Origin of the sequence: Enterobacter sp. PL1, assembly GCF_945957325.1 — a bacterium.
GTDB lineage: Bacteria > Pseudomonadota > Gammaproteobacteria > Enterobacterales > Enterobacteriaceae > Enterobacter > Enterobacter roggenkampii.
The window spans coordinates 14,677-31,398 of the sequence record NZ_CAMFKT010000028.1 but is presented as its reverse complement, the minus strand read 5'-3'; the positions used below and the strand labels follow the sequence as shown (position 1 = coordinate 31,398).

The 16,722-nt window shown below is 56.7% G+C and carries 21 protein-coding genes; 16 read left to right on the top strand and 5 right to left on the bottom strand.

Annotation, left to right across the window (positions count from 1 at the left end):
* Positions 1-162: 162 nt before the first annotated feature.
* Positions 163-333, bottom strand: a complete 171-nt coding sequence (locus tag N6P30_RS20470) for a hypothetical protein (protein ID WP_045335271.1) — start codon at positions 331-333, stop codon at positions 163-165.
* 138 nt (positions 334-471) lie between these two features.
* Here N6P30_RS20470 and metK point away from each other — a divergent pair, with 138 nt between their 5' ends.
* The 8 genes from metK to ruvX all read left to right on the top strand — a co-directional run bounded on the left by metK (position 472) and on the right by ruvX (position 7,632).
* Positions 472-1,626, top strand: a complete 1,155-nt coding sequence (metK, locus tag N6P30_RS20465; protein WP_008499745.1) for a methionine adenosyltransferase — start codon at positions 472-474, stop codon at positions 1,624-1,626.
* A gap of 441 nt (positions 1,627-2,067) precedes the next feature.
* Positions 2,068-3,465, top strand: a complete 1,398-nt coding sequence (galP, locus tag N6P30_RS20460; protein WP_008499747.1) for a galactose/proton symporter — start codon at positions 2,068-2,070, stop codon at positions 3,463-3,465.
* A 58-nt stretch (positions 3,466-3,523) separates the two neighbouring features.
* A complete protein-coding gene (locus N6P30_RS20455) occupies positions 3,524-4,021 on the top strand; it encodes a SprT family zinc-dependent metalloprotease (RefSeq protein ID WP_021242073.1) in 498 nt (165 codons plus the stop codon).
* Between the two features lie 94 nt (positions 4,022-4,115).
* On the top strand, positions 4,116-4,823 hold the full coding sequence (gene endA / locus N6P30_RS20450) for a deoxyribonuclease I (RefSeq protein ID WP_260629971.1): 708 nt from the start codon (positions 4,116-4,118) through the stop codon (positions 4,821-4,823).
* A 51-nt stretch (positions 4,824-4,874) separates the two neighbouring features.
* Positions 4,875-5,606: a 16S rRNA (uracil(1498)-N(3))-methyltransferase gene (gene rsmE / locus N6P30_RS20445; protein ID WP_021242075.1), complete on the top strand. Its 732-nt coding sequence runs from the start codon at positions 4,875-4,877 to the stop codon at positions 5,604-5,606.
* A gap of 19 nt (positions 5,607-5,625) precedes the next feature.
* On the top strand, positions 5,626-6,573 hold the full coding sequence (gene gshB, locus N6P30_RS20440) for a glutathione synthase (protein ID WP_008499751.1): 948 nt from the start codon (positions 5,626-5,628) through the stop codon (positions 6,571-6,573).
* An 82-nt stretch (positions 6,574-6,655) separates the two neighbouring features.
* A complete protein-coding gene (locus N6P30_RS20435) occupies positions 6,656-7,216 on the top strand; it encodes a YqgE/AlgH family protein (RefSeq protein WP_008499752.1) in 561 nt (186 codons plus the stop codon).
* Entirely contained in the window at positions 7,216-7,632 is a 417-nt protein-coding gene (gene ruvX, locus N6P30_RS20430) for a Holliday junction resolvase RuvX (protein ID WP_021242076.1), read from the top strand. The genes N6P30_RS20435 and ruvX overlap by 1 nt, the downstream gene beginning before the upstream one ends.
* A 14-nt stretch (positions 7,633-7,646) precedes the next feature.
* On the opposite strand, the gene N6P30_RS20425 is transcribed toward ruvX, so the two are convergent.
* The gene (locus N6P30_RS20425; RefSeq protein ID WP_023294522.1) at positions 7,647-8,627 is read right to left on the bottom strand and encodes a type IV pilus twitching motility protein PilT; all 981 of its coding nucleotides are present in this window, start codon (positions 8,625-8,627) and stop codon (positions 7,647-7,649) included.
* A gap of 17 nt (positions 8,628-8,644) precedes the next feature.
* Here N6P30_RS20425 and N6P30_RS20420 point away from each other — a divergent pair, with 17 nt between their 5' ends.
* Genes N6P30_RS20420 through hemW form a run of 5 tightly spaced genes read left to right on the top strand, consistent with a single transcriptional unit; the run spans position 8,645 to position 11,965 of the window.
* Complete coding sequence (locus N6P30_RS20420; RefSeq protein ID WP_023294523.1) at positions 8,645-9,346, top strand: YggS family pyridoxal phosphate-dependent enzyme; 702 nt, start codon at positions 8,645-8,647, stop codon at positions 9,344-9,346.
* 21 nt (positions 9,347-9,367) lie between these two features.
* Complete coding sequence (locus N6P30_RS20415) at positions 9,368-9,934, top strand: YggT family protein (protein WP_008499757.1); 567 nt, start codon at positions 9,368-9,370, stop codon at positions 9,932-9,934.
* Positions 9,931-10,227 carry a DUF167 family protein YggU gene (gene yggU, locus N6P30_RS20410; protein ID WP_008499758.1) on the top strand — a complete coding sequence of 99 codons (297 nt, stop codon included), beginning with the start codon at positions 9,931-9,933 and terminating at the stop codon, positions 10,225-10,227. The genes N6P30_RS20415 and yggU overlap by 4 nt, the downstream gene beginning before the upstream one ends.
* A 3-nt stretch (positions 10,228-10,230) precedes the next feature.
* Complete coding sequence (locus N6P30_RS20405) at positions 10,231-10,824, top strand: XTP/dITP diphosphatase (protein ID WP_023294524.1); 594 nt, start codon at positions 10,231-10,233, stop codon at positions 10,822-10,824.
* Positions 10,817-11,965, top strand: a complete 1,149-nt coding sequence (gene hemW / locus N6P30_RS20400) for a radical SAM family heme chaperone HemW (RefSeq protein WP_023294525.1) — start codon at positions 10,817-10,819, stop codon at positions 11,963-11,965. The genes N6P30_RS20405 and hemW overlap by 8 nt, the downstream gene beginning before the upstream one ends.
* A 190-nt stretch (positions 11,966-12,155) precedes the next feature.
* Here the strand turns inward: hemW and N6P30_RS20395 are convergent, their stop codons facing one another.
* The 3 genes from N6P30_RS20395 to trmB are packed head-to-tail and all read right to left on the bottom strand — an operon-like array spanning position 12,156 to position 13,974.
* Complete coding sequence (locus N6P30_RS20395; RefSeq protein WP_008499762.1) at positions 12,156-12,872, bottom strand: DUF2884 domain-containing protein; 717 nt, start codon at positions 12,870-12,872, stop codon at positions 12,156-12,158.
* Between the two features lie 56 nt (positions 12,873-12,928).
* Complete coding sequence (locus N6P30_RS20390) at positions 12,929-13,255, bottom strand: YggL family protein (RefSeq protein WP_003862421.1); 327 nt, start codon at positions 13,253-13,255, stop codon at positions 12,929-12,931.
* The gene (gene trmB / locus N6P30_RS20385; RefSeq protein ID WP_023294526.1) at positions 13,255-13,974 is read right to left on the bottom strand and encodes a tRNA (guanosine(46)-N7)-methyltransferase TrmB; all 720 of its coding nucleotides are present in this window, start codon (positions 13,972-13,974) and stop codon (positions 13,255-13,257) included. The genes N6P30_RS20390 and trmB overlap by 1 nt, the downstream gene beginning before the upstream one ends.
* 144 nt (positions 13,975-14,118) lie before the next feature.
* Here trmB and mutY point away from each other — a divergent pair, with 144 nt between their 5' ends.
* The 3 genes from mutY to mltC all read left to right on the top strand — a co-directional run bounded on the left by mutY (position 14,119) and on the right by mltC (position 16,671).
* Entirely contained in the window at positions 14,119-15,171 is a 1,053-nt protein-coding gene (gene mutY / locus N6P30_RS20380) for an A/G-specific adenine glycosylase (protein ID WP_170226944.1), read from the top strand.
* Between the two features lie 26 nt (positions 15,172-15,197).
* Positions 15,198-15,470 carry an oxidative damage protection protein gene (locus N6P30_RS20375; protein WP_008499765.1) on the top strand — a complete coding sequence of 91 codons (273 nt, stop codon included), beginning with the start codon at positions 15,198-15,200 and terminating at the stop codon, positions 15,468-15,470.
* A gap of 124 nt (positions 15,471-15,594) precedes the next feature.
* On the top strand, positions 15,595-16,671 hold the full coding sequence (mltC, locus tag N6P30_RS20370; protein WP_021242082.1) for a membrane-bound lytic murein transglycosylase MltC: 1,077 nt from the start codon (positions 15,595-15,597) through the stop codon (positions 16,669-16,671).
* Positions 16,672-16,722: the final 51 nt, after the last annotated feature.

The window sequence follows — 16,722 nt, the reverse complement described above, 5'->3', positions numbered from 1 at the left end:
GCGCGCCAGAACGGCTGCGCTGAATTAGCGGAAAACGATGGTTCATTATCTCGTATCACCTCCACGGCCGCCTCTGCTGAAACGGACCCCAAGCCAAAGCTAAAAGTTCACTGCTTTACCCGGCTGGAAGTGGCGACACGATGAGTTCATCGAGCGCTTATTTTATATGAGCCGCGCGCCGCGTTTTATACCGAGAAGGGGGCTAAAAAGCAAAACAAAAATGCGCGTGTTGCCAGCACCGTCAGGAATTTTTGCCAGCAGCAATTTCAACTGAGTGAGAGATGAGTCAAAAAAAACTGGAAATCGGGTGAAGAAGTGACCTAAAATAGCCATCCAGATGTTAATCCATCTATACTGATTAACACTCATACTGCCAGTGTCAAAAACCTGCAGGCCTTGGTAGAATTATCTCCTTTGGCTATTCCACACAGCAGCTTGAGCTAACCAAATTCCTCTTAGGTGAAATAAAACATGGCAAAACACCTGTTTACGTCCGAGTCCGTATCAGAAGGACATCCTGATAAAATTGCTGACCAAATCTCCGATGCGGTGCTGGATGCGATCCTCGCGCAGGATCCAAAAGCACGCGTCGCGTGTGAAACCTATGTCAAAACCGGCATGGTTCTGGTTGGCGGTGAGATCACCACCAGCGCATGGGTTGATATCGAAGAGATCACCCGTAACACGGTGCGTGAGATCGGTTATGTGCATTCTGATATGGGCTTTGATGCCAACTCCTGCGCGGTACTGAGCGCGATTGGCAAACAGTCTCCGGACATCAACCAGGGCGTTGACCGTGCCGATCCGCTGGAACAGGGCGCGGGCGACCAGGGCCTGATGTTCGGCTATGCAACCAACGAAACCGACGTGCTGATGCCAGCGCCGGTCACCTACGCACACCGTCTGGTGCAGCGTCAGGCTGAAGTGCGTAAAAACGGCACCCTGCCGTGGCTGCGCCCGGATGCGAAGAGCCAGGTCACCTTCCAGTACGACGACGGTAAAATTGTCGGTATTGACGCGGTGGTTCTGTCTACCCAGCATGCCGAAGATATCGATCAGAAATCCCTGCAGGAAGCAGTGATGGAAGAGATCATCAAGCCGGTTCTGCCAACCGAATGGCTGAGCAGCGCCACCAAATTCTTCATCAACCCAACCGGACGCTTTGTTATCGGCGGCCCAATGGGTGACTGCGGCCTGACCGGTCGTAAAATCATCGTTGATACCTACGGCGGCATGGCGCGTCACGGTGGCGGTGCATTCTCCGGTAAAGATCCATCAAAAGTGGACCGTTCTGCAGCGTACGCGGCACGTTATGTGGCGAAAAACATCGTGGCTGCCGGCCTGGCTGACCGCTGTGAAATTCAGGTTTCCTACGCTATCGGCGTGGCTGAACCCACCTCCATCATGGTGGAAACCTTTGGTACCGAGAAAGTGCCTTCAGAACAGCTGACCCTGCTGGTGCGCGAGTTCTTCGACCTGCGTCCATACGGCCTGATTCAGATGCTGGATCTGCTGCACCCAATCTACAAAGAAACCGCTGCATACGGTCACTTTGGTCGTGAACATTTCCCATGGGAAAAAACCGACAAAGCCGCCCTGCTGCGTGAAGCTGCCGGTCTGAAGTAATCGACTGACATCGCTTTTAAAAGGCCAGCCTTCGGGCTGGCCTTTTGCATTTGTGCGATCATCCTTGCCCGGCGGCGCTTCACTTGCACGGGCCTACGGGTTTTGGGCATTTGTAGGCCGGGTAAGGCGCAGCCGCCACCCGGCTGAAAGGTGTACCCTTTGGAACCGATTACACCGCACCGGTACCCCTCCGCTTTCAGAATATTCTCTTTGCATGATCGCCATTCTTCTGCTGTTACATTCCCTTTCAGTTAAGTCTGAAATATCTCCTTTCGCGATGCGCCTCACTTCATTTACCTCTATATTTTCAAAGCTTTAATTTTATTTACGGTTGCACACGAGTGTAACCGATTACACCTATGTGATTAATCTCACATATTTTTACGGGTCGCTCACCTACCCTTACCATCAATAAAACTGATAACCCAACTGGAGGGCATAATGCCTGACAATAAAAAACAGGGGCGTACGTCCAACAAGGCGATGACATTCTTCGTCTGTTTCCTCGCCGCCCTGGCAGGATTACTTTTTGGCCTGGATATCGGCGTGATTGCCGGTGCATTACCTTTCATCACTGACGAGTTCCAGATTAGCGCTCACACCCAGGAATGGGTGGTCAGCTCCATGATGTTCGGTGCGGCCGTTGGGGCCGTCGGCAGCGGCTGGCTCTCCTTCAAGCTCGGACGTAAAAAGAGCCTGATGATTGGCGCGATCCTGTTCGTGGCCGGCTCACTCTTCTCTGCCGCAGCGCCTAACGTTGAGGTCCTGCTGGTTTCCCGCGTGCTGCTCGGTCTGGCCGTGGGCGTGGCGTCCTATACCGCCCCGCTCTACCTGTCTGAAATCGCGCCGGAGAAAATCCGCGGCAGTATGATTTCGATGTACCAGCTGATGATCACCATCGGTATTCTCGGTGCATACCTTTCCGATACCGCGTTTAGCTACAGCGGCGCATGGCGCTGGATGCTCGGCGTGATCATCATCCCTGCGGTTCTGCTGCTGATTGGCGTCTTCTTCCTGCCGGACAGCCCGCGCTGGTTTGCTGCAAAACGTCGCTTCCACGATGCCGAACGCGTGCTGATGCGCCTGCGCGATACCAGCGCAGAGGCGAAAAACGAGCTGGAAGAGATCCGCGAGAGCCTGAAGGTCAAACAGTCCGGCTGGGCGCTGTTTAAAGAGAACAGCAACTTCCGCCGGGCGGTGTTCCTCGGCGTGCTGCTCCAGGTGATGCAGCAGTTCACCGGAATGAACGTCATCATGTACTACGCGCCAAAAATCTTTGAACTGGCGGGTTATACCAACACCACCGAGCAGATGTGGGGGACCGTCATCGTGGGTCTTACCAACGTGCTGGCGACCTTTATCGCCATCGGTCTGGTGGACCGCTGGGGACGTAAGCCAACCCTGACGCTGGGCTTCCTGGTGATGGCGGCCGGTATGGGCGTCCTCGGTACCATGATGCATGTGGGCATTCACTCCCCAACCGCCCAGTACTTTGCGGTAGGCATGCTGCTGATGTTTATCGTCGGGTTTGCGATGAGTGCCGGTCCGCTGATCTGGGTGCTGTGCTCTGAGATCCAGCCGCTGAAGGGGCGTGATTTTGGTATCACCTGCTCTACCGCAACGAACTGGATTGCTAACATGATCGTCGGCGCAACGTTCCTGACCATGCTCAACACTCTGGGCAATGCCAACACCTTCTGGGTCTACGCCGGTCTGAACATCTTCTTTATTGTGCTGACTATCTGGCTGGTTCCGGAAACCAAACACGTGTCGCTGGAACATATTGAACGTAACCTGATGAAAGGTCGCCCGCTGCGCGAAATCGGCGCTCACGACTGATCCTCTTGCGGGAGGCGCCTCTTGCGCCTCCCCGCTTCCCGCTTTATGCTCTGCCCCTATGAAAGCTCCCCGTCTCCCCATCGCCATTCAGCAAGCCGTTATGCGCAGCCTGCGGGAAAAACTCGCCCAGGCGAACCTGAAGCTTGGTCGCAATTACCCTGAACCCAAACTCGTCTACCAGCAGCGTGGCACCTCGGCCGGTACCGCCTGGCTGGAATCCTATGAGATCCGCCTGAACCCGGTTCTGATGATGGAAAACCAGCAGGCGTTTATTGATGAGGTGGTGCCGCACGAGCTGGCGCACCTGCTGGTGTGGAAACACTTCGGACGCGTCGCTCCCCACGGCAAGGAGTGGAAGTGGATGATGGAAGCGGTGCTCGGCGTTCCGGCGCGCAGAACCCATCAGTTCGAGCTGGAATCGGTGCGCCGCAATACCTTCCCCTACCGCTGCCAGTGTCAGCAACATCAGCTTACCGTCCGCCGCCATAATCGCGTGGTGCGCGGCGAGGCAACCTACCGCTGCGTGAAATGCGGCGAGCCGCTGGTGGCGGAATAATTATCTGAACGTTCAGGAACTTTCCTGATCTGACTGATTGCATACAGGAACAACATTCGTTACGTTGCGGGCTCGTTTTGACACGGAGTGTAAGATGTCCCGTAATTTTTCTCTCGCGGTCGCCTTTCTGACGACGGCGCTCTCAGGCCACGCCCTGGCCGACGGTATCAACAGTTTCTCTCAGGCCAAAGCGGCCGGTGTAAAGGTCAACGCTGACGTACCGGGCGATTTCTACTGCGGCTGTAAAATTAACTGGCAGGGTAAAAAAGGAGTCGTAGACCTTGAGTCCTGCGGCTACAAGGTGCGTAAAAACGAAAACCGCGCCAGCCGTATTGAATGGGAACATGTCGTTCCGGCATGGCAGTTTGGCCACCAGCGCCAGTGCTGGCAGGATGGCGGACGTAAAAACTGCGCCAAAGATCCGGTATACCGCCAGATGGAAAGCGACATGCATAACCTGCATCCCGCGGTGGGCGAAGTGAACGGCGATCGCGGCAACTTCATGTACAGCCAGTGGAACGGTGGCGAAGGTCAGTACGGCCAGTGCGGTATGAAGATTGATTTTAAAGAGAAAGTCGCCGAGCCCCCTGCCCGCGCGCGCGGCAGCATTGCCCGCACCTATTTCTATATGCGTGACCGTTACGATCTCAACCTCTCCCGCCAGCAGACCCAGTTGTTCAACGCCTGGGACAAGCAGTACCCGGTGACGGAGTGGGAATGCCAGCGCGACGAGCGTATCGCCAGAGTCCAGGGGAATCACAACCCTTACGTCCAGCGGGCTTGCCAGGCGCAAAAGAGCTAACCTACACTACGGCAATTCGCTTATATCGCATGACACATGGAATTTCTGACTATGCGCATTCCCCGCATTTACCATCCTGAACTGATTACCGCAGGCCGTGAAATCGCCCTGTCTGATGACGCCGCTAACCACGTTGGCCGCGTGCTGCGCATGGGCGCCGGCCAGGCAATACAATTGTTCGACGGCTCTAACCAGGTTTTCGACGCGGAAATCACGCGGGCGGATAAAAAAAGCGTACACGTGAACGTCCTGCGTGGTGAAGTGGATGACCGGGAATCACCGCTGCATATCCATCTGGGCCAGGTGATGTCGCGCGGCGAGAAAATGGAGTTCACGATCCAGAAATCCATTGAACTGGGTGTAAGCCTCATTACGCCACTTTTTTCTGAGCGCTGTGGCGTTAAACTGGATGCGGAACGTCTGAACAAAAAGATCCAGCAGTGGCAGAAAATTGCCATCGCGGCTTGCGAACAGAGTGGCCGCAACCGTATTCCGGAGATCCGCCCGGCGATGGATCTGGAGGAGTGGTGTGCAGAAGAGGACAGTGGGCTGAAGCTCAATCTTCATCCGCGCGCCAGCGCCAGCATCAATACGCTGCCGCTGCCCGTTGAGCGCGTTCGCCTGCTGATTGGCCCTGAAGGCGGCCTGTCGGCGGACGAAATTGCGATGACGGCACGTTACCAGTTTACTGATATTCTGTTGGGACCTCGCGTTCTGCGCACTGAGACAACGGCACTCACGGCCATTACCGCGCTACAGGTACGGTTTGGCGATCTGGGTTGACGCATTATTGGAGAGAAAGATGATCAAGCTCGGCATCGTGATGGACCCCATCGCAAACATCAACATCAAGAAAGATTCCAGCTTCGCCATGCTGCTGGAAGCGCAGCGTCGCGGCTATGAACTCCACTATATGGAGATGAACGATCTTTACCTGATCAACGGTGAAGCCCGCGCCCGCACCCGCATCGTTAACGTCGAGCAGAACTACGACAAATGGTATGAGTTCGGCACCGAGCAGGACATTGCCCTGGCCGATCTCAACGTCATTCTGATGCGTAAAGATCCGCCGTTCGACACCGAGTATATCTACTGCACCTATATCCTTGAACGTGCAGAAGAGAAAGGCACGCTGATCGTCAACAAACCGCAGAGCCTGCGCGACTGTAACGAGAAGCTCTATACCGCCTGGTTCTCTGACCTGACGCCAGAAACCCTGGTGACCCGCAGCAAAGCGCAGTTGAAGGCATTCTGGCAGAAGCACGGCGACATCATCATGAAGCCGCTGGACGGGATGGGCGGCGCGTCGATTTTCCGCGTGAAAGAAGGCGACCCGAACATTGGCGTGATTGCCGAAACCCTGACCGAACTGGGCACCCGTTACTGCATGGCACAGAACTATATTCCGGCGATCAAGGACGGCGACAAACGCGTGCTGGTGGTGGATGGCGAACCGGTCCCTTACTGCCTGGCGCGTATCCCGCAGGGTGGCGAAACCCGTGGTAACCTGGCGGCCGGCGGTCGCGGTGAGCCGCGCCCGTTGACCGAAAGCGACTGGGAAATTGCCCGCCGCGTCGGCCCAACGCTGAAAGCCAAAGGCCTGATCTTCGTTGGCCTGGATATCATCGGCGATCGTCTGACCGAAGTGAACGTCACCAGCCCGACCTGCATTCGTGAAATTGAAGCGGAATTCCCGGTCTCGATCACCGGAATGCTGATGGACGCCATCGAAAAACGCCTGCAGAAATAACCCACCAATGAGTGACAGCGCCCGGGTTTCTCCGCATACTGGTCGCTGTCGCTTTTTAAACCAGGAAACAGTACCTCTGACAATGAATTTACAGCATCACTTTCTTATTGCCATGCCTGCTCTCCAGGACCCGATTTTTCGCCGCGCCGTGGTTTATATTTGTGAATACAATGAAGACGGCGCGATGGGTATTATCATTAATAAACCGCTGGAAAATCTTCAGGTTGAAGGGATTCTGGACAAGCTGAAAATCCCGGCTGAAGCGCGACTGCCGGAGATCCGGCTTGATAAGCCCGTGATGCTGGGTGGACCTCTTGCAGAAGATCGCGGCTTTATCCTGCATACGCCGCCGGTGTTCTCTTCCAGTATTCGAATTTCGGATAACACCGTCATCACCACCTCACGTGACGTGCTCGAAACGCTGGGCACCGCAGAGCAGCCTTCTGAAGTGCTGGTGGCGCTGGGCTATTCGTCGTGGGAGAAAGGCCAGCTTGAGCAGGAGATCCTCGATAACGCCTGGCTCACCGCCCCTGCGGACATGAATATCCTGTTTAAAACGCCGATTGCCGATCGCTGGCGCGACGCGGCGAAGCTGATTGGCATTGATATTCTGACCATGCCTGGCGTAGCGGGGCACGCCTGATGAGCGGAACGCTTCTGGCCTTCGATTTTGGCACCAAAAGCATTGGCGTCGCCGTGGGGCAGCGCATCACCGGTACCGCGCGTCCGCTTACCGCCCTGAAGGCCAACGACGGTACGCCGGACTGGAATCTCATTGAGCGTCTGCTCAAAGAGTGGCAGCCGGATGACGTGATTGTCGGATTACCGCTCAACATGGACGGTACCGAACAGCCGCTGACTGCCCGGGCGCGTAAGTTCGCCAATAAAATCCATGGCCGCTTTGGCGTCTCCGTGAAGCTGCACGACGAGCGTCTCAGCACCGTCGAAGCGCGTGCTGGCCTGTTTGAGCACGGTGGCTTCCGGGCGCTCAATAAAGGCAGCGTGGACTCCGCTTCTGCCGTCATCATCCTCGAAAGCTATTTCGAGCAGGGCTTTTAAGCACAGGGGCCTAGCTAGAGCCGCCCCTGCGCCCGTCTCTCCGCCAGGCTTTGGTCAAAGTTCTGCATGCCTGCCTGCTGTCCGGTTTGAATAATGCCGGGCAGCTGCCACGTTTTTCCCTCGCGAATGAGATTCGCCGCCGCCGCGGTATTCACCAGCAGCTCATACAGCGCGACGCGCCCGTCCTGTAAGTCAGGAACCAGCTTCTGCGCCAGCACCGCCCGCAGGCTGCCGGCCAGCTGGTTACGCACCGGATCTTTCTCCTGCGCCGGGAACGTATCGACCAGCCGCTCAATCGCCTGCGATGCCCCGCGCGTATGCAGCGTCGCCAGCACCAGATGCCCGGTCTCCGCTGCCGTTAACGCCAGGCGGATCGTTTCGCTGTCGCGCAGCTCTCCCAGCAAAATCACGTCCGGATCCTGGCGTAAGGCACTGCGCAGCGCGTCGGCAAATGACGGGCTATGCTGGCCGATCTCCCGCTGCTGGATCAGGCAACGCTCGCTCTGATAGATAAACTCCACCGGATCTTCGAGCGTGAGAATATGGCCGTCAGTATGGTGGTTGAGAAAATCGACCATCGCCGCCAGCGTCGTGGATTTGCCGCTGCCGGTCGCCCCCGTCACCAGAATCAACCCGGACGCATTGGTTAACAGTTCCGGGATTGCCCTCGGCGCGCCCAGCGGAGCGAGCTGCGGACAGGTACGCGGCAACAGCCGTAGCGTCACAGAGACTCCGCGCATCTGCTTAAAGGCACTGCCGCGCAGGCGCTGGCCTCCCGCCACCGTCGCGGCAAAATCCACCTGCCCGTTGGCCCACCATATCCCCTGCTGCTCATCGTTGAGCCACGCTTTTAACAACGCCCCGAGGTCCGGAGAAGGAAACGGTGCCGGTTCAAGGCGGCCCGTTCTGCGCCAGAGAGGTGGCGAATCACTGCACAGGTGTAGATCGGAGACGTTATGCTTTACACTAAGGGCCACAATTTCTTCCACATCCATAGACTACTCCTCGGAAAATGAACGACATTGCGCATAACCTGGCACAGGTCCGGGACAAAATCTCAGCCGCCGCAACGCGTTGCGGCCGGGCTTCAGAAGAAATTACGCTACTTGCTGTCAGCAAAACCAAGCCTGCGAGCGCCATCGCAGAAGCCATTGACGCAGGCCAGCGGGCGTTTGGTGAAAACTACGTCCAGGAAGGCGTGGATAAAATTCGCTACTTCCAGGAACAGGGGAAGACGGCTCTGCAGTGGCACTTTATCGGCCCACTGCAGTCGAACAAAAGCCGTCTGGTGGCGGAGCACTTCGACTGGTGCCATACCGTTGACCGTCTGCGCATTGCGACACGCCTGAACGACCAGCGTCCGGCAGAGATGCCAGCGCTTAACGTGCTGATTCAAATCAACATCAGCGATGAAAACAGCAAGTCCGGTATTGCGCTGAGCGAGCTGGATGCGCTGGCAGCCGAGGTGGCCGAACTGCCGCGCTTAAGCCTGCGTGGTTTGATGGCAATCCCGGCGCCTGAGTCAAGTTATGAAAGGCAGTTTGCCGTGGCACAGCAAATGGCTGTAGCATTTGAGGCGCTTAAAGCGCGCTATAACACGGTAGACACGCTTTCTCTGGGCATGTCGGATGATATGGAAGCCGCCATTGCGGCAGGCAGCACGATGGTGCGCATCGGCACGGCAATTTTCGGTGCGCGCGACTACTCAAAATAATAAGGAAACCTGAGGAACGCCATGAAGACGTTGACTTTCCTGCTCTCAACGGTCATTGAGCTGTACACGATGGCGCTTTTGCTGCGCGTCTGGATGCAGTGGGCCCGCTGTGATTTTTACAATCCGTTCTCGCAGTTTGTCGTGAAAATCACGCAGCCTGTTGTCGGACCGCTGCGCCGTATTATCCCGGCCATGGGGCCCATCGACAGTTCGTCTCTGCTGGTGGCGTTTATTCTGAGCGTTATCAAAGCGATTGTGCTGTTTATGGTCTTCACCTTCCAGCCGATTATCTGGATTGTCGCCGTCCTGATTTTGATCAAAACCATCGGTCTGCTGATCTTCTGGGTGCTGCTGGTCATGGCGATCATGAGCTGGGTGAGCCAGGGCCGTAGCCCGGTGGAGTACGCCTTGATTCAGCTGACCGAGCCGCTGCTGCGCCCGATCCGTAACCTGCTTCCGTCTATGGGCGGCATCGATTTTTCGCCGATGATCCTGGTTCTGCTGCTCTATGTGATCAACATGGGGGTCGCTGAACTGCTGCAGTCCACGGGCGATATGCTGCTGCCGGGGCTGTGGATGGCGCTATGAGTGCCGTAAGCACCTGCGCTGACGGGCTGGTTTTACGGCTGTATATTCAGCCGAAAGCCAGCCGTGACGGTATTGTTGGACTGCATGGCGACGAGTTAAAAGTCGCCATCACTGCCCCGCCGGTTGACGGCCAGGCGAACGCGCATCTGACCAAATATCTGGCAAAACAGTTTCGCGTCGCCAAAAGCCAGGTCATCATTGAAAAAGGCGAACTGGGGCGACATAAACAGGTAAAAATCCTTAATCCGCAATCTATCCCGACGGAAGTCGCGGCTCTGACAGAACAGGACTAAACCATGCAGAAAGTTGTTCTCGCGACCGGCAACGCCGGTAAAGTGCGCGAGCTGGCCTCGCTATTAAATGATTTTGGTCTGGACGTGGTCGCCCAGACCGATCTTGGCGTGGATTCCGCCGAAGAGACGGGGCTGACGTTTATCGAAAACGCGATCATTAAAGCGCGCCACGCTGCGCAGGTAACTGGCCTCCCCGCGATTGCCGACGACTCCGGCCTGGCCGTAGACGCCCTCGGCGGCGCGCCGGGGATCTACTCTGCCCGCTATTCCGGCGTTGACGCTACCGACCAGCAGAATCTGGAAAAGCTGCTTGTCGCCCTGAAAGACGTCCCGGACGAACAGCGCACCGCGCAGTTCCACTGCGTGCTGGTCTATCTGCGTCACGCGGAAGACCCGACGCCGATCGTCTGCCACGGCAGCTGGCCGGGCGTGATTACCCGTGAAGCGGCTGGCAACGGCGGCTTTGGTTACGACCCGATTTTCTTTGTCCCTTCCGAGGGCAAAACCGCTGCGGAACTGACCCGCGAAGAAAAAAGCGCGATATCCCACCGCGGACGCGCGCTGAAACTGTTACTGGAAGCACTGCGTAATGGCTAATTTGCCACCTCTGAGTCTTTATATTCACATCCCGTGGTGCGTGCAAAAATGCCCGTACTGTGATTTCAACTCGCACGCGCTGAAGGGCGAAGTGCCGCACGATGACTACGTTGCGCATCTGCTGGCCGACCTGGATGCCGATGTACCTTACGCACAGGGACGTGAAGTTAAGACCATTTTCATTGGTGGCGGTACGCCGAGCCTGCTGTCAGGCCCGGCGATGCAAACGCTGCTGGACGGCGTGCGCGCGCGCCTGAACCTGGCAGCGGATGCTGAAATTACGATGGAAGCCAACCCCGGCACCGTTGAAGCCGACCGTTTTGTCGACTATCAGCGCGCGGGCGTGAACCGCATCTCCATCGGCGTGCAGAGCTTTAGCGAGCCGAAGCTGAAGCGCCTGGGGCGTATTCACGGCCCGGAAGAGGCGAAGCGCGCGGCAAACCTGGCGACCGGCCTGGGCCTGCGCAGCTTTAACCTGGATCTGATGCACGGCCTGCCGGATCAGTCTCTGGAAGAGGCGCTGGACGATTTGCGCCAGGCCATTGCGCTGAATCCCCCTCATCTGTCGTGGTATCAGCTCACCATCGAGCCCAACACCCTGTTTGGCTCGCGTCCGCCGGTGCTGCCGGATGACGACGCGCTGTGGGATATCTTCGAGCAGGGTCACCAGCTGTTAACCGCTGCGGGCTATCAGCAGTACGAAACGTCGGCATATGCAAAGCCGGGCTACCAGTGTCAGCACAACCTGAACTACTGGCGCTTTGGCGACTATCTCGGCATCGGCTGCGGCGCACACGGCAAGGTGACCTTCCCGGACGGGCGTATTCTGCGTACTGCCAAAACCCGCCACCCTCGCGGGTATATGGAAGGCCGCTACCTGGAGCGTCAGCACGACGTCGAGGCGGCGGATAAGCCGTTTGAGTTCTTTATGAACCGCTTCCGTCTGCTGGAAGCCGCGCCGCGCGCTGAGTTTGCGCTGTACACCGGGCTGCCGGAGTCGGTGATTCGCCCGCAGATCGACGAAGCGCTGGCGCAGGGGTATCTCACGGAATGTGAGGAATACTGGCAGATCACCGAGCACGGCAAACTGTTCCTCAATTCCCTTCTTGAGCTGTTCCTCGCCGAAGAAGCTGAAGGCTGATTCAGGATTTTGCATCCCGTTCTGCCGGCTGAGGGAAAGGCTGGCAGAGTGTGGAGATGATCGACCTGAAGAAACAGTCGATCACCATGGGTAAAGGATGTTAAAAAGTGTTCACCATGTCCCCGAACACCTGTCTACCATGTCCCCGGACCGTACACCCTAAAAGGGAGAGGGTTAGGGTTAGGGGTCCTTACTTCAGCGTCCCCACCAGCGCCTTCCGGCTATCTTCCAGCGACACCACGCGCTTACACACGTCTTTGCCGAACTGCTGGAAATCATCTTCCTGGTTTTTCCACTCGTTCTGAATGGAAGTTTGCAGGCCGCCCAGACTGCCCAGCACGCCCTGCAGCGGGTTACCGCCGCCTTTCAGCACCGCTTTGGCGCCCATCTCGTTGATGCTGTCCTGCAGGATGCCGCCCATCGCCTGGTTCACCAGCTGCTGCCCGTCGGCACGGACCTGATCAATCGCCTTGTAGTGGAACGTCAGGCCGTCGGAGCGCGTCTCGATAATGCGGTTCATCTGTTCTTTAAGCTGCTTGTCCAGCTTCGTCAGGCGGGTGCGCATGTTACTGCTCTCACCCACCTCTTTGGTGATGATCTTATCCAGCGCCACGCGGCTCTTTTCGACGCGCGTCAGGGCACCTTCATTAATCCACGGCAGCGCGGTACGCAATTCGGACTGGTAGTCTTTCGCCTGCTCGCGCTGTGCGGCAGTCAGGTTGTACTGTTTGCCGTTATAGGTGACGTTCCCTTCTGGCGTAATTACCAGATTGCCGTTCTCGCCTTTGACCTGCACGGTTTGCGGGCTTAACACCACGTCATCACGCGGGGTGACGCTACATTGATAATCCGCATGGGCGGTGAATCCGGTTGCCATCAAAGCAACTGCCAGCAACGTTTTGCGCATCTTAAACACTCCCTCAGACAAAACGGGCCAGCTAATGCTGGCCCTTGACTGCTTTATTAGTCCCACCAAACGTCGAAAAGTTCGCTGACGCGGACATCTTCGAGCTTGTGGTCTTCAAGCCATTTACGGACCAGAGCCTGATGTTCTTCGGTGCATTTACCCACTTCCTGGGTGCAGATCAGACCTTCCCAGGCCAGATAGCCGCTACCGTCGAAGGCCAGTTTGTTAGGCTCGATCACCTCGTTGATGAACGCATCCACGTCCTGATCGATCTGCTCAACGCTGGTGCCTTCCGGGAAACGCCACGCAACGGAGAAGCCCACTTCCTGGAATTCTTCGATGTGCATCTTTTTACGCAGACGACGGCTACGATTCTTTGCCATTATTTCACCCTCTCGAACATTAAGTCCCATACACCGTGACCAAGACGATGGCCACGCTGTTCAAATTTCGTTACCGGACGCGATTCCGGACGCGGTACATAGTCGTTATTCGCAGACTGGTTTTTATAACCGTCGAGCGACGACATCACTTCCAGCATATGTTCCGCATACGGTTCCCAGTCGGTCGCCATATGGAAGACACCGCCCAGCTTCAGCTTGCTTTTAACCAGCTCGGCAAACGGCGCCTGAACGATACGGCGTTTATTATGACGCGCTTTGTGCCACGGGTCAGGGAAAAAGAGCTGAACCATGGTTAAAGAATTGTCAGGAATCATTTTGTGCAGCACTTCCACCGCGTCGTGACACATCACGCGCAGGTTCTCAACGCCCTCTTCATGGGCCGTTGCCAGACACGCGCCCACGCCCGGCGAATGCACTTCGATACCAAGGAAGTTCTGCTCCGGGCGCGCTTTCGCCATGGTCACCAGCGAGGCGCCCATACCAAAGCCAATTTCCAGCGTGACCGGCGCGTCGCGGCCAAACAGCTCGCTGAAATCCAGAGGCTGCTCGCTGAACTCAACGCCCATCACCGGCCAGTAGTTGTCCAGCGCGTGTTGCTGACCTTTTGTCAGGCGGCCCTGACGACGGACAAAGCTGCGAATACGGCGCAGCGGGCGGCCGTTTTCATCAAATTCCGGTGAAATGACGTCGTTTTTCATAAAAGAGTTGTCTGCTTGTGAGAATGTTCGGGAAACGGGCATTATCCAAAGTTAAGGCTTCTATGCAAGCATGGGAAAGATCCGGTTTACAGCAGATTGACGCTGTGCTGCAATCTGCGTCCCTGATTATGCGAATCGATGACCATGCAAGCCTCTCAATTTTCAGCCCAGGTGCTGGACTGGTACGACAAATACGGGCGTAAAACCCTGCCCTGGCAAATTGAAAAAACGCCTTACAAAGTATGGCTCTCCGAGGTGATGTTGCAACAAACGCAGGTCGCCACGGTAATCCCTTACTTCGAGCGTTTTATGGCGCGCTTCCCGACGGTGACCGATCTGGCGAACGCCCCGCTTGACGAGGTGCTGCACCTGTGGACCGGGCTGGGCTATTACGCCCGCGCGCGCAACTTGCACAAGGCCGCACAGCAGGTCGCGACGCGCCACAACGGTAAATTCCCGGAAACTTTCGACGAGGTGGCGGACTTACCCGGCGTCGGGCGTTCGACCGCAGGCGCTATTCTCTCCCTGTCTTTAGGCAAGCATTTCCCGATCCTCGACGGCAATGTGAAGCGCGTGCTGGCACGCTGCTATGCCGTTGACGGCTGGCCGGGGAAGAAGGATGTTGAAAAACGCCTTTGGGAAATCAGTGAAGCGGTTACCCCAGCCAACGGCGTCGAGCGTTTCAACCAGGCGATGATGGATCTCGGCGCCATGGTCTGCACGCGCTCAAAACCCAAATGCGAACTCTGCCCGGTAAATAACCTCTGCGTGGCGTATGCCAACCATTCCTGGGCGCAGTATCCGGGCAAGAAACCCAAACAGACGCTGCCGGAGCGCACCGGCTATATGCTGCTGATGCAGCACGGTGATGAGGTCTTCCTGGCCCAGCGTCCGCCGAGCGGTCTGTGGGGTGGTCTATACTGCTTCCCACAGTTTGAAGATGAAGACTTGCTGCGTGAATGGCTTAAACAGCGTGGAATTGCTGCCGATAACCTGACGCAGCTGACCGCGTTTCGCCACACCTTCAGCCATTTCCATCTGGATATTGTGCCGATGTGGCTTCCCGTGTCCTCCTTCGCCTCGTGCATGGATGAAGGCACCGCTCTCTGGTATAACTTAGCGCAACCGCCATCAGTCGGGCTGGCGGCTCCCGTGGAGCGCCTGTTACAGCAATTACGTGCCGGTGCAATGGTTTAGCATCGACAAGAAAAAGAGGAATGAGTATGGCCAGAACGATTTTTTGTACTTTCCTGCAGCGTGACGCTGAAGGCCAGGATTTCCAGCTTTATCCGGGCGAGCTGGGTAAACGCATCTACAATGAAATCTCCAAAGAAGCCTGGGGACAGTGGCAGAAAAAGCAGACCATGCTGATCAACGAGAAGAAACTCAGCATGATGAACCCGGAACACCGCAAGCTGCTGGAGCAGGAGATGGTGAGCTTCCTGTTCGAAGGTAAAGACGTGCACATCGAAGGCTATACGCCACCGGAAAAATAATATCGAGCGGCTGTTGCCCGGCGGCGCTTCGCTTGCACGGGCCTACGGTTTTGTAGGCCGGGTAAGCGCAGCGCCACCCGGCGAAAGCAACGACTAAGCAAACACAACACGCACTCCCGGAATGATGAAAAAACTTTTAGCGCTAGCCCTTGTTGCGCCGTTGCTTGTCTCGTGTTCGTCAAAAAAAGGCGATGATTACAACGAAGCCTGGATCAAGGACACCAACGGTTTTGACATTTTGATGGGGCAGTTTGCCCACAACATCGAGAACATATGGGGATTTAACGAAGTTCTTATTGCCGGACCTAAGGACTACGTTAAGTACACCGACGCCTATCTGACCCGTAGCCACATCAACTTTGATGAGGGGACGATCACGATTGAGACCATCGCAGGCACGGACCCTGCGGCTCGACTCCGTCAGGCCATTATCAAAACCCTGCTGATGGGTGACGATCCGGGCTCAATCGATCTCTACTCCGATGCCGACGATATCACCATCTCGAAAGAGCCGTTCCTGTACGGTCAGGTCGTCGATCAGACCGGCCAGCCGATCCGCTGGGAAGGTCGCGCCACGAAATTTGCCGACTACCTGCTGCAAACGCGCCTGAAGAGCCGCTCTAACGGTCTGAAGATTATCTACAGCGTCACCATCAACCTCGTCCCGAACCACCTCGACAAGCGTGCGCATAAGTATCTGGGCATGGTGCGTCAGGCCTCGCGTAAATACGGCGTGGATGAGTCGCTGATCCTGGCGATTATGCAGACCGAATCCTCGTTTAACCCGTATGCGGTAAGCCGTTCCGACGCCCTGGGGCTGATGCAGGTGGTGCAGCACAGCGCCGGTAAAGACGTGTTCCGCGCGCAGGGGAAATCCGGCACGCCGAGCCGCAGCTATCTGTTCGACCCGCAGAGCAACATTGATACCGGCACGGCCTATCTGGCGATGCTGAACAATGTCTACCTCGGCGGCATCGACAACCCGACGTCGCGTCGCTATGCGGTGATCACTGCCTATAACGGCGGCGCGGGCAGCGTGCTGCGCGTCTTCTCAAATGACAAAGTGCAGGCCGCAAACATCATCAACAGCATGGCGCCGGGGGATGTCTACGCCACCCTGACCACCCGCCACCCGTCCGCGGAATCCCGTCGTTATCTGTATAAGGTGAATACGGCGCAGAAGAACTACCGTCGCCGGTGATCCGCACACCTTCTCCTGCAAGGAGAAGGTGTTCTGCTTCCCCCACCCATA

What these genes read in the sequence shown, in the direction of transcription:
- N6P30_RS20470 (WP_045335271.1), bottom strand. Translation starts at nt 333, where the DNA reads ATGGCTATTTTAGGTCACTTCTTCACCCGATTTCCAGTTTTTTTTGAC.
- metK (WP_008499745.1), top strand. Translation starts at nt 472, where the DNA reads ATGGCAAAACACCTGTTTACGTCCGAGTCCGTATCAGAAGGACATCCT.
- galP (WP_008499747.1), top strand. Translation starts at nt 2,068, where the DNA reads ATGCCTGACAATAAAAAACAGGGGCGTACGTCCAACAAGGCGATGACA.
- N6P30_RS20455 (WP_021242073.1), top strand. Translation starts at nt 3,524, where the DNA reads ATGAAAGCTCCCCGTCTCCCCATCGCCATTCAGCAAGCCGTTATGCGC.
- endA (WP_260629971.1), top strand. Translation starts at nt 4,116, where the DNA reads ATGTCCCGTAATTTTTCTCTCGCGGTCGCCTTTCTGACGACGGCGCTC.
- rsmE (WP_021242075.1), top strand. Translation starts at nt 4,875, where the DNA reads ATGCGCATTCCCCGCATTTACCATCCTGAACTGATTACCGCAGGCCGT.
- gshB (WP_008499751.1), top strand. Translation starts at nt 5,626, where the DNA reads ATGATCAAGCTCGGCATCGTGATGGACCCCATCGCAAACATCAACATC.
- N6P30_RS20435 (WP_008499752.1), top strand. Translation starts at nt 6,656, where the DNA reads ATGAATTTACAGCATCACTTTCTTATTGCCATGCCTGCTCTCCAGGAC.
- ruvX (WP_021242076.1), top strand. Translation starts at nt 7,216, where the DNA reads ATGAGCGGAACGCTTCTGGCCTTCGATTTTGGCACCAAAAGCATTGGC.
- N6P30_RS20425 (WP_023294522.1), bottom strand. Translation starts at nt 8,627, where the DNA reads ATGGATGTGGAAGAAATTGTGGCCCTTAGTGTAAAGCATAACGTCTCC.
- N6P30_RS20420 (WP_023294523.1), top strand. Translation starts at nt 8,645, where the DNA reads ATGAACGACATTGCGCATAACCTGGCACAGGTCCGGGACAAAATCTCA.
- N6P30_RS20415 (WP_008499757.1), top strand. Translation starts at nt 9,368, where the DNA reads ATGAAGACGTTGACTTTCCTGCTCTCAACGGTCATTGAGCTGTACACG.
- yggU (WP_008499758.1), top strand. Translation starts at nt 9,931, where the DNA reads ATGAGTGCCGTAAGCACCTGCGCTGACGGGCTGGTTTTACGGCTGTAT.
- N6P30_RS20405 (WP_023294524.1), top strand. Translation starts at nt 10,231, where the DNA reads ATGCAGAAAGTTGTTCTCGCGACCGGCAACGCCGGTAAAGTGCGCGAG.
- hemW (WP_023294525.1), top strand. Translation starts at nt 10,817, where the DNA reads ATGGCTAATTTGCCACCTCTGAGTCTTTATATTCACATCCCGTGGTGC.
- N6P30_RS20395 (WP_008499762.1), bottom strand. Translation starts at nt 12,872, where the DNA reads ATGCGCAAAACGTTGCTGGCAGTTGCTTTGATGGCAACCGGATTCACC.
- N6P30_RS20390 (WP_003862421.1), bottom strand. Translation starts at nt 13,255, where the DNA reads ATGGCAAAGAATCGTAGCCGTCGTCTGCGTAAAAAGATGCACATCGAA.
- trmB (WP_023294526.1), bottom strand. Translation starts at nt 13,974, where the DNA reads ATGAAAAACGACGTCATTTCACCGGAATTTGATGAAAACGGCCGCCCG.
- mutY (WP_170226944.1), top strand. Translation starts at nt 14,119, where the DNA reads ATGCAAGCCTCTCAATTTTCAGCCCAGGTGCTGGACTGGTACGACAAA.
- N6P30_RS20375 (WP_008499765.1), top strand. Translation starts at nt 15,198, where the DNA reads ATGGCCAGAACGATTTTTTGTACTTTCCTGCAGCGTGACGCTGAAGGC.
- mltC (WP_021242082.1), top strand. Translation starts at nt 15,595, where the DNA reads ATGAAAAAACTTTTAGCGCTAGCCCTTGTTGCGCCGTTGCTTGTCTCG.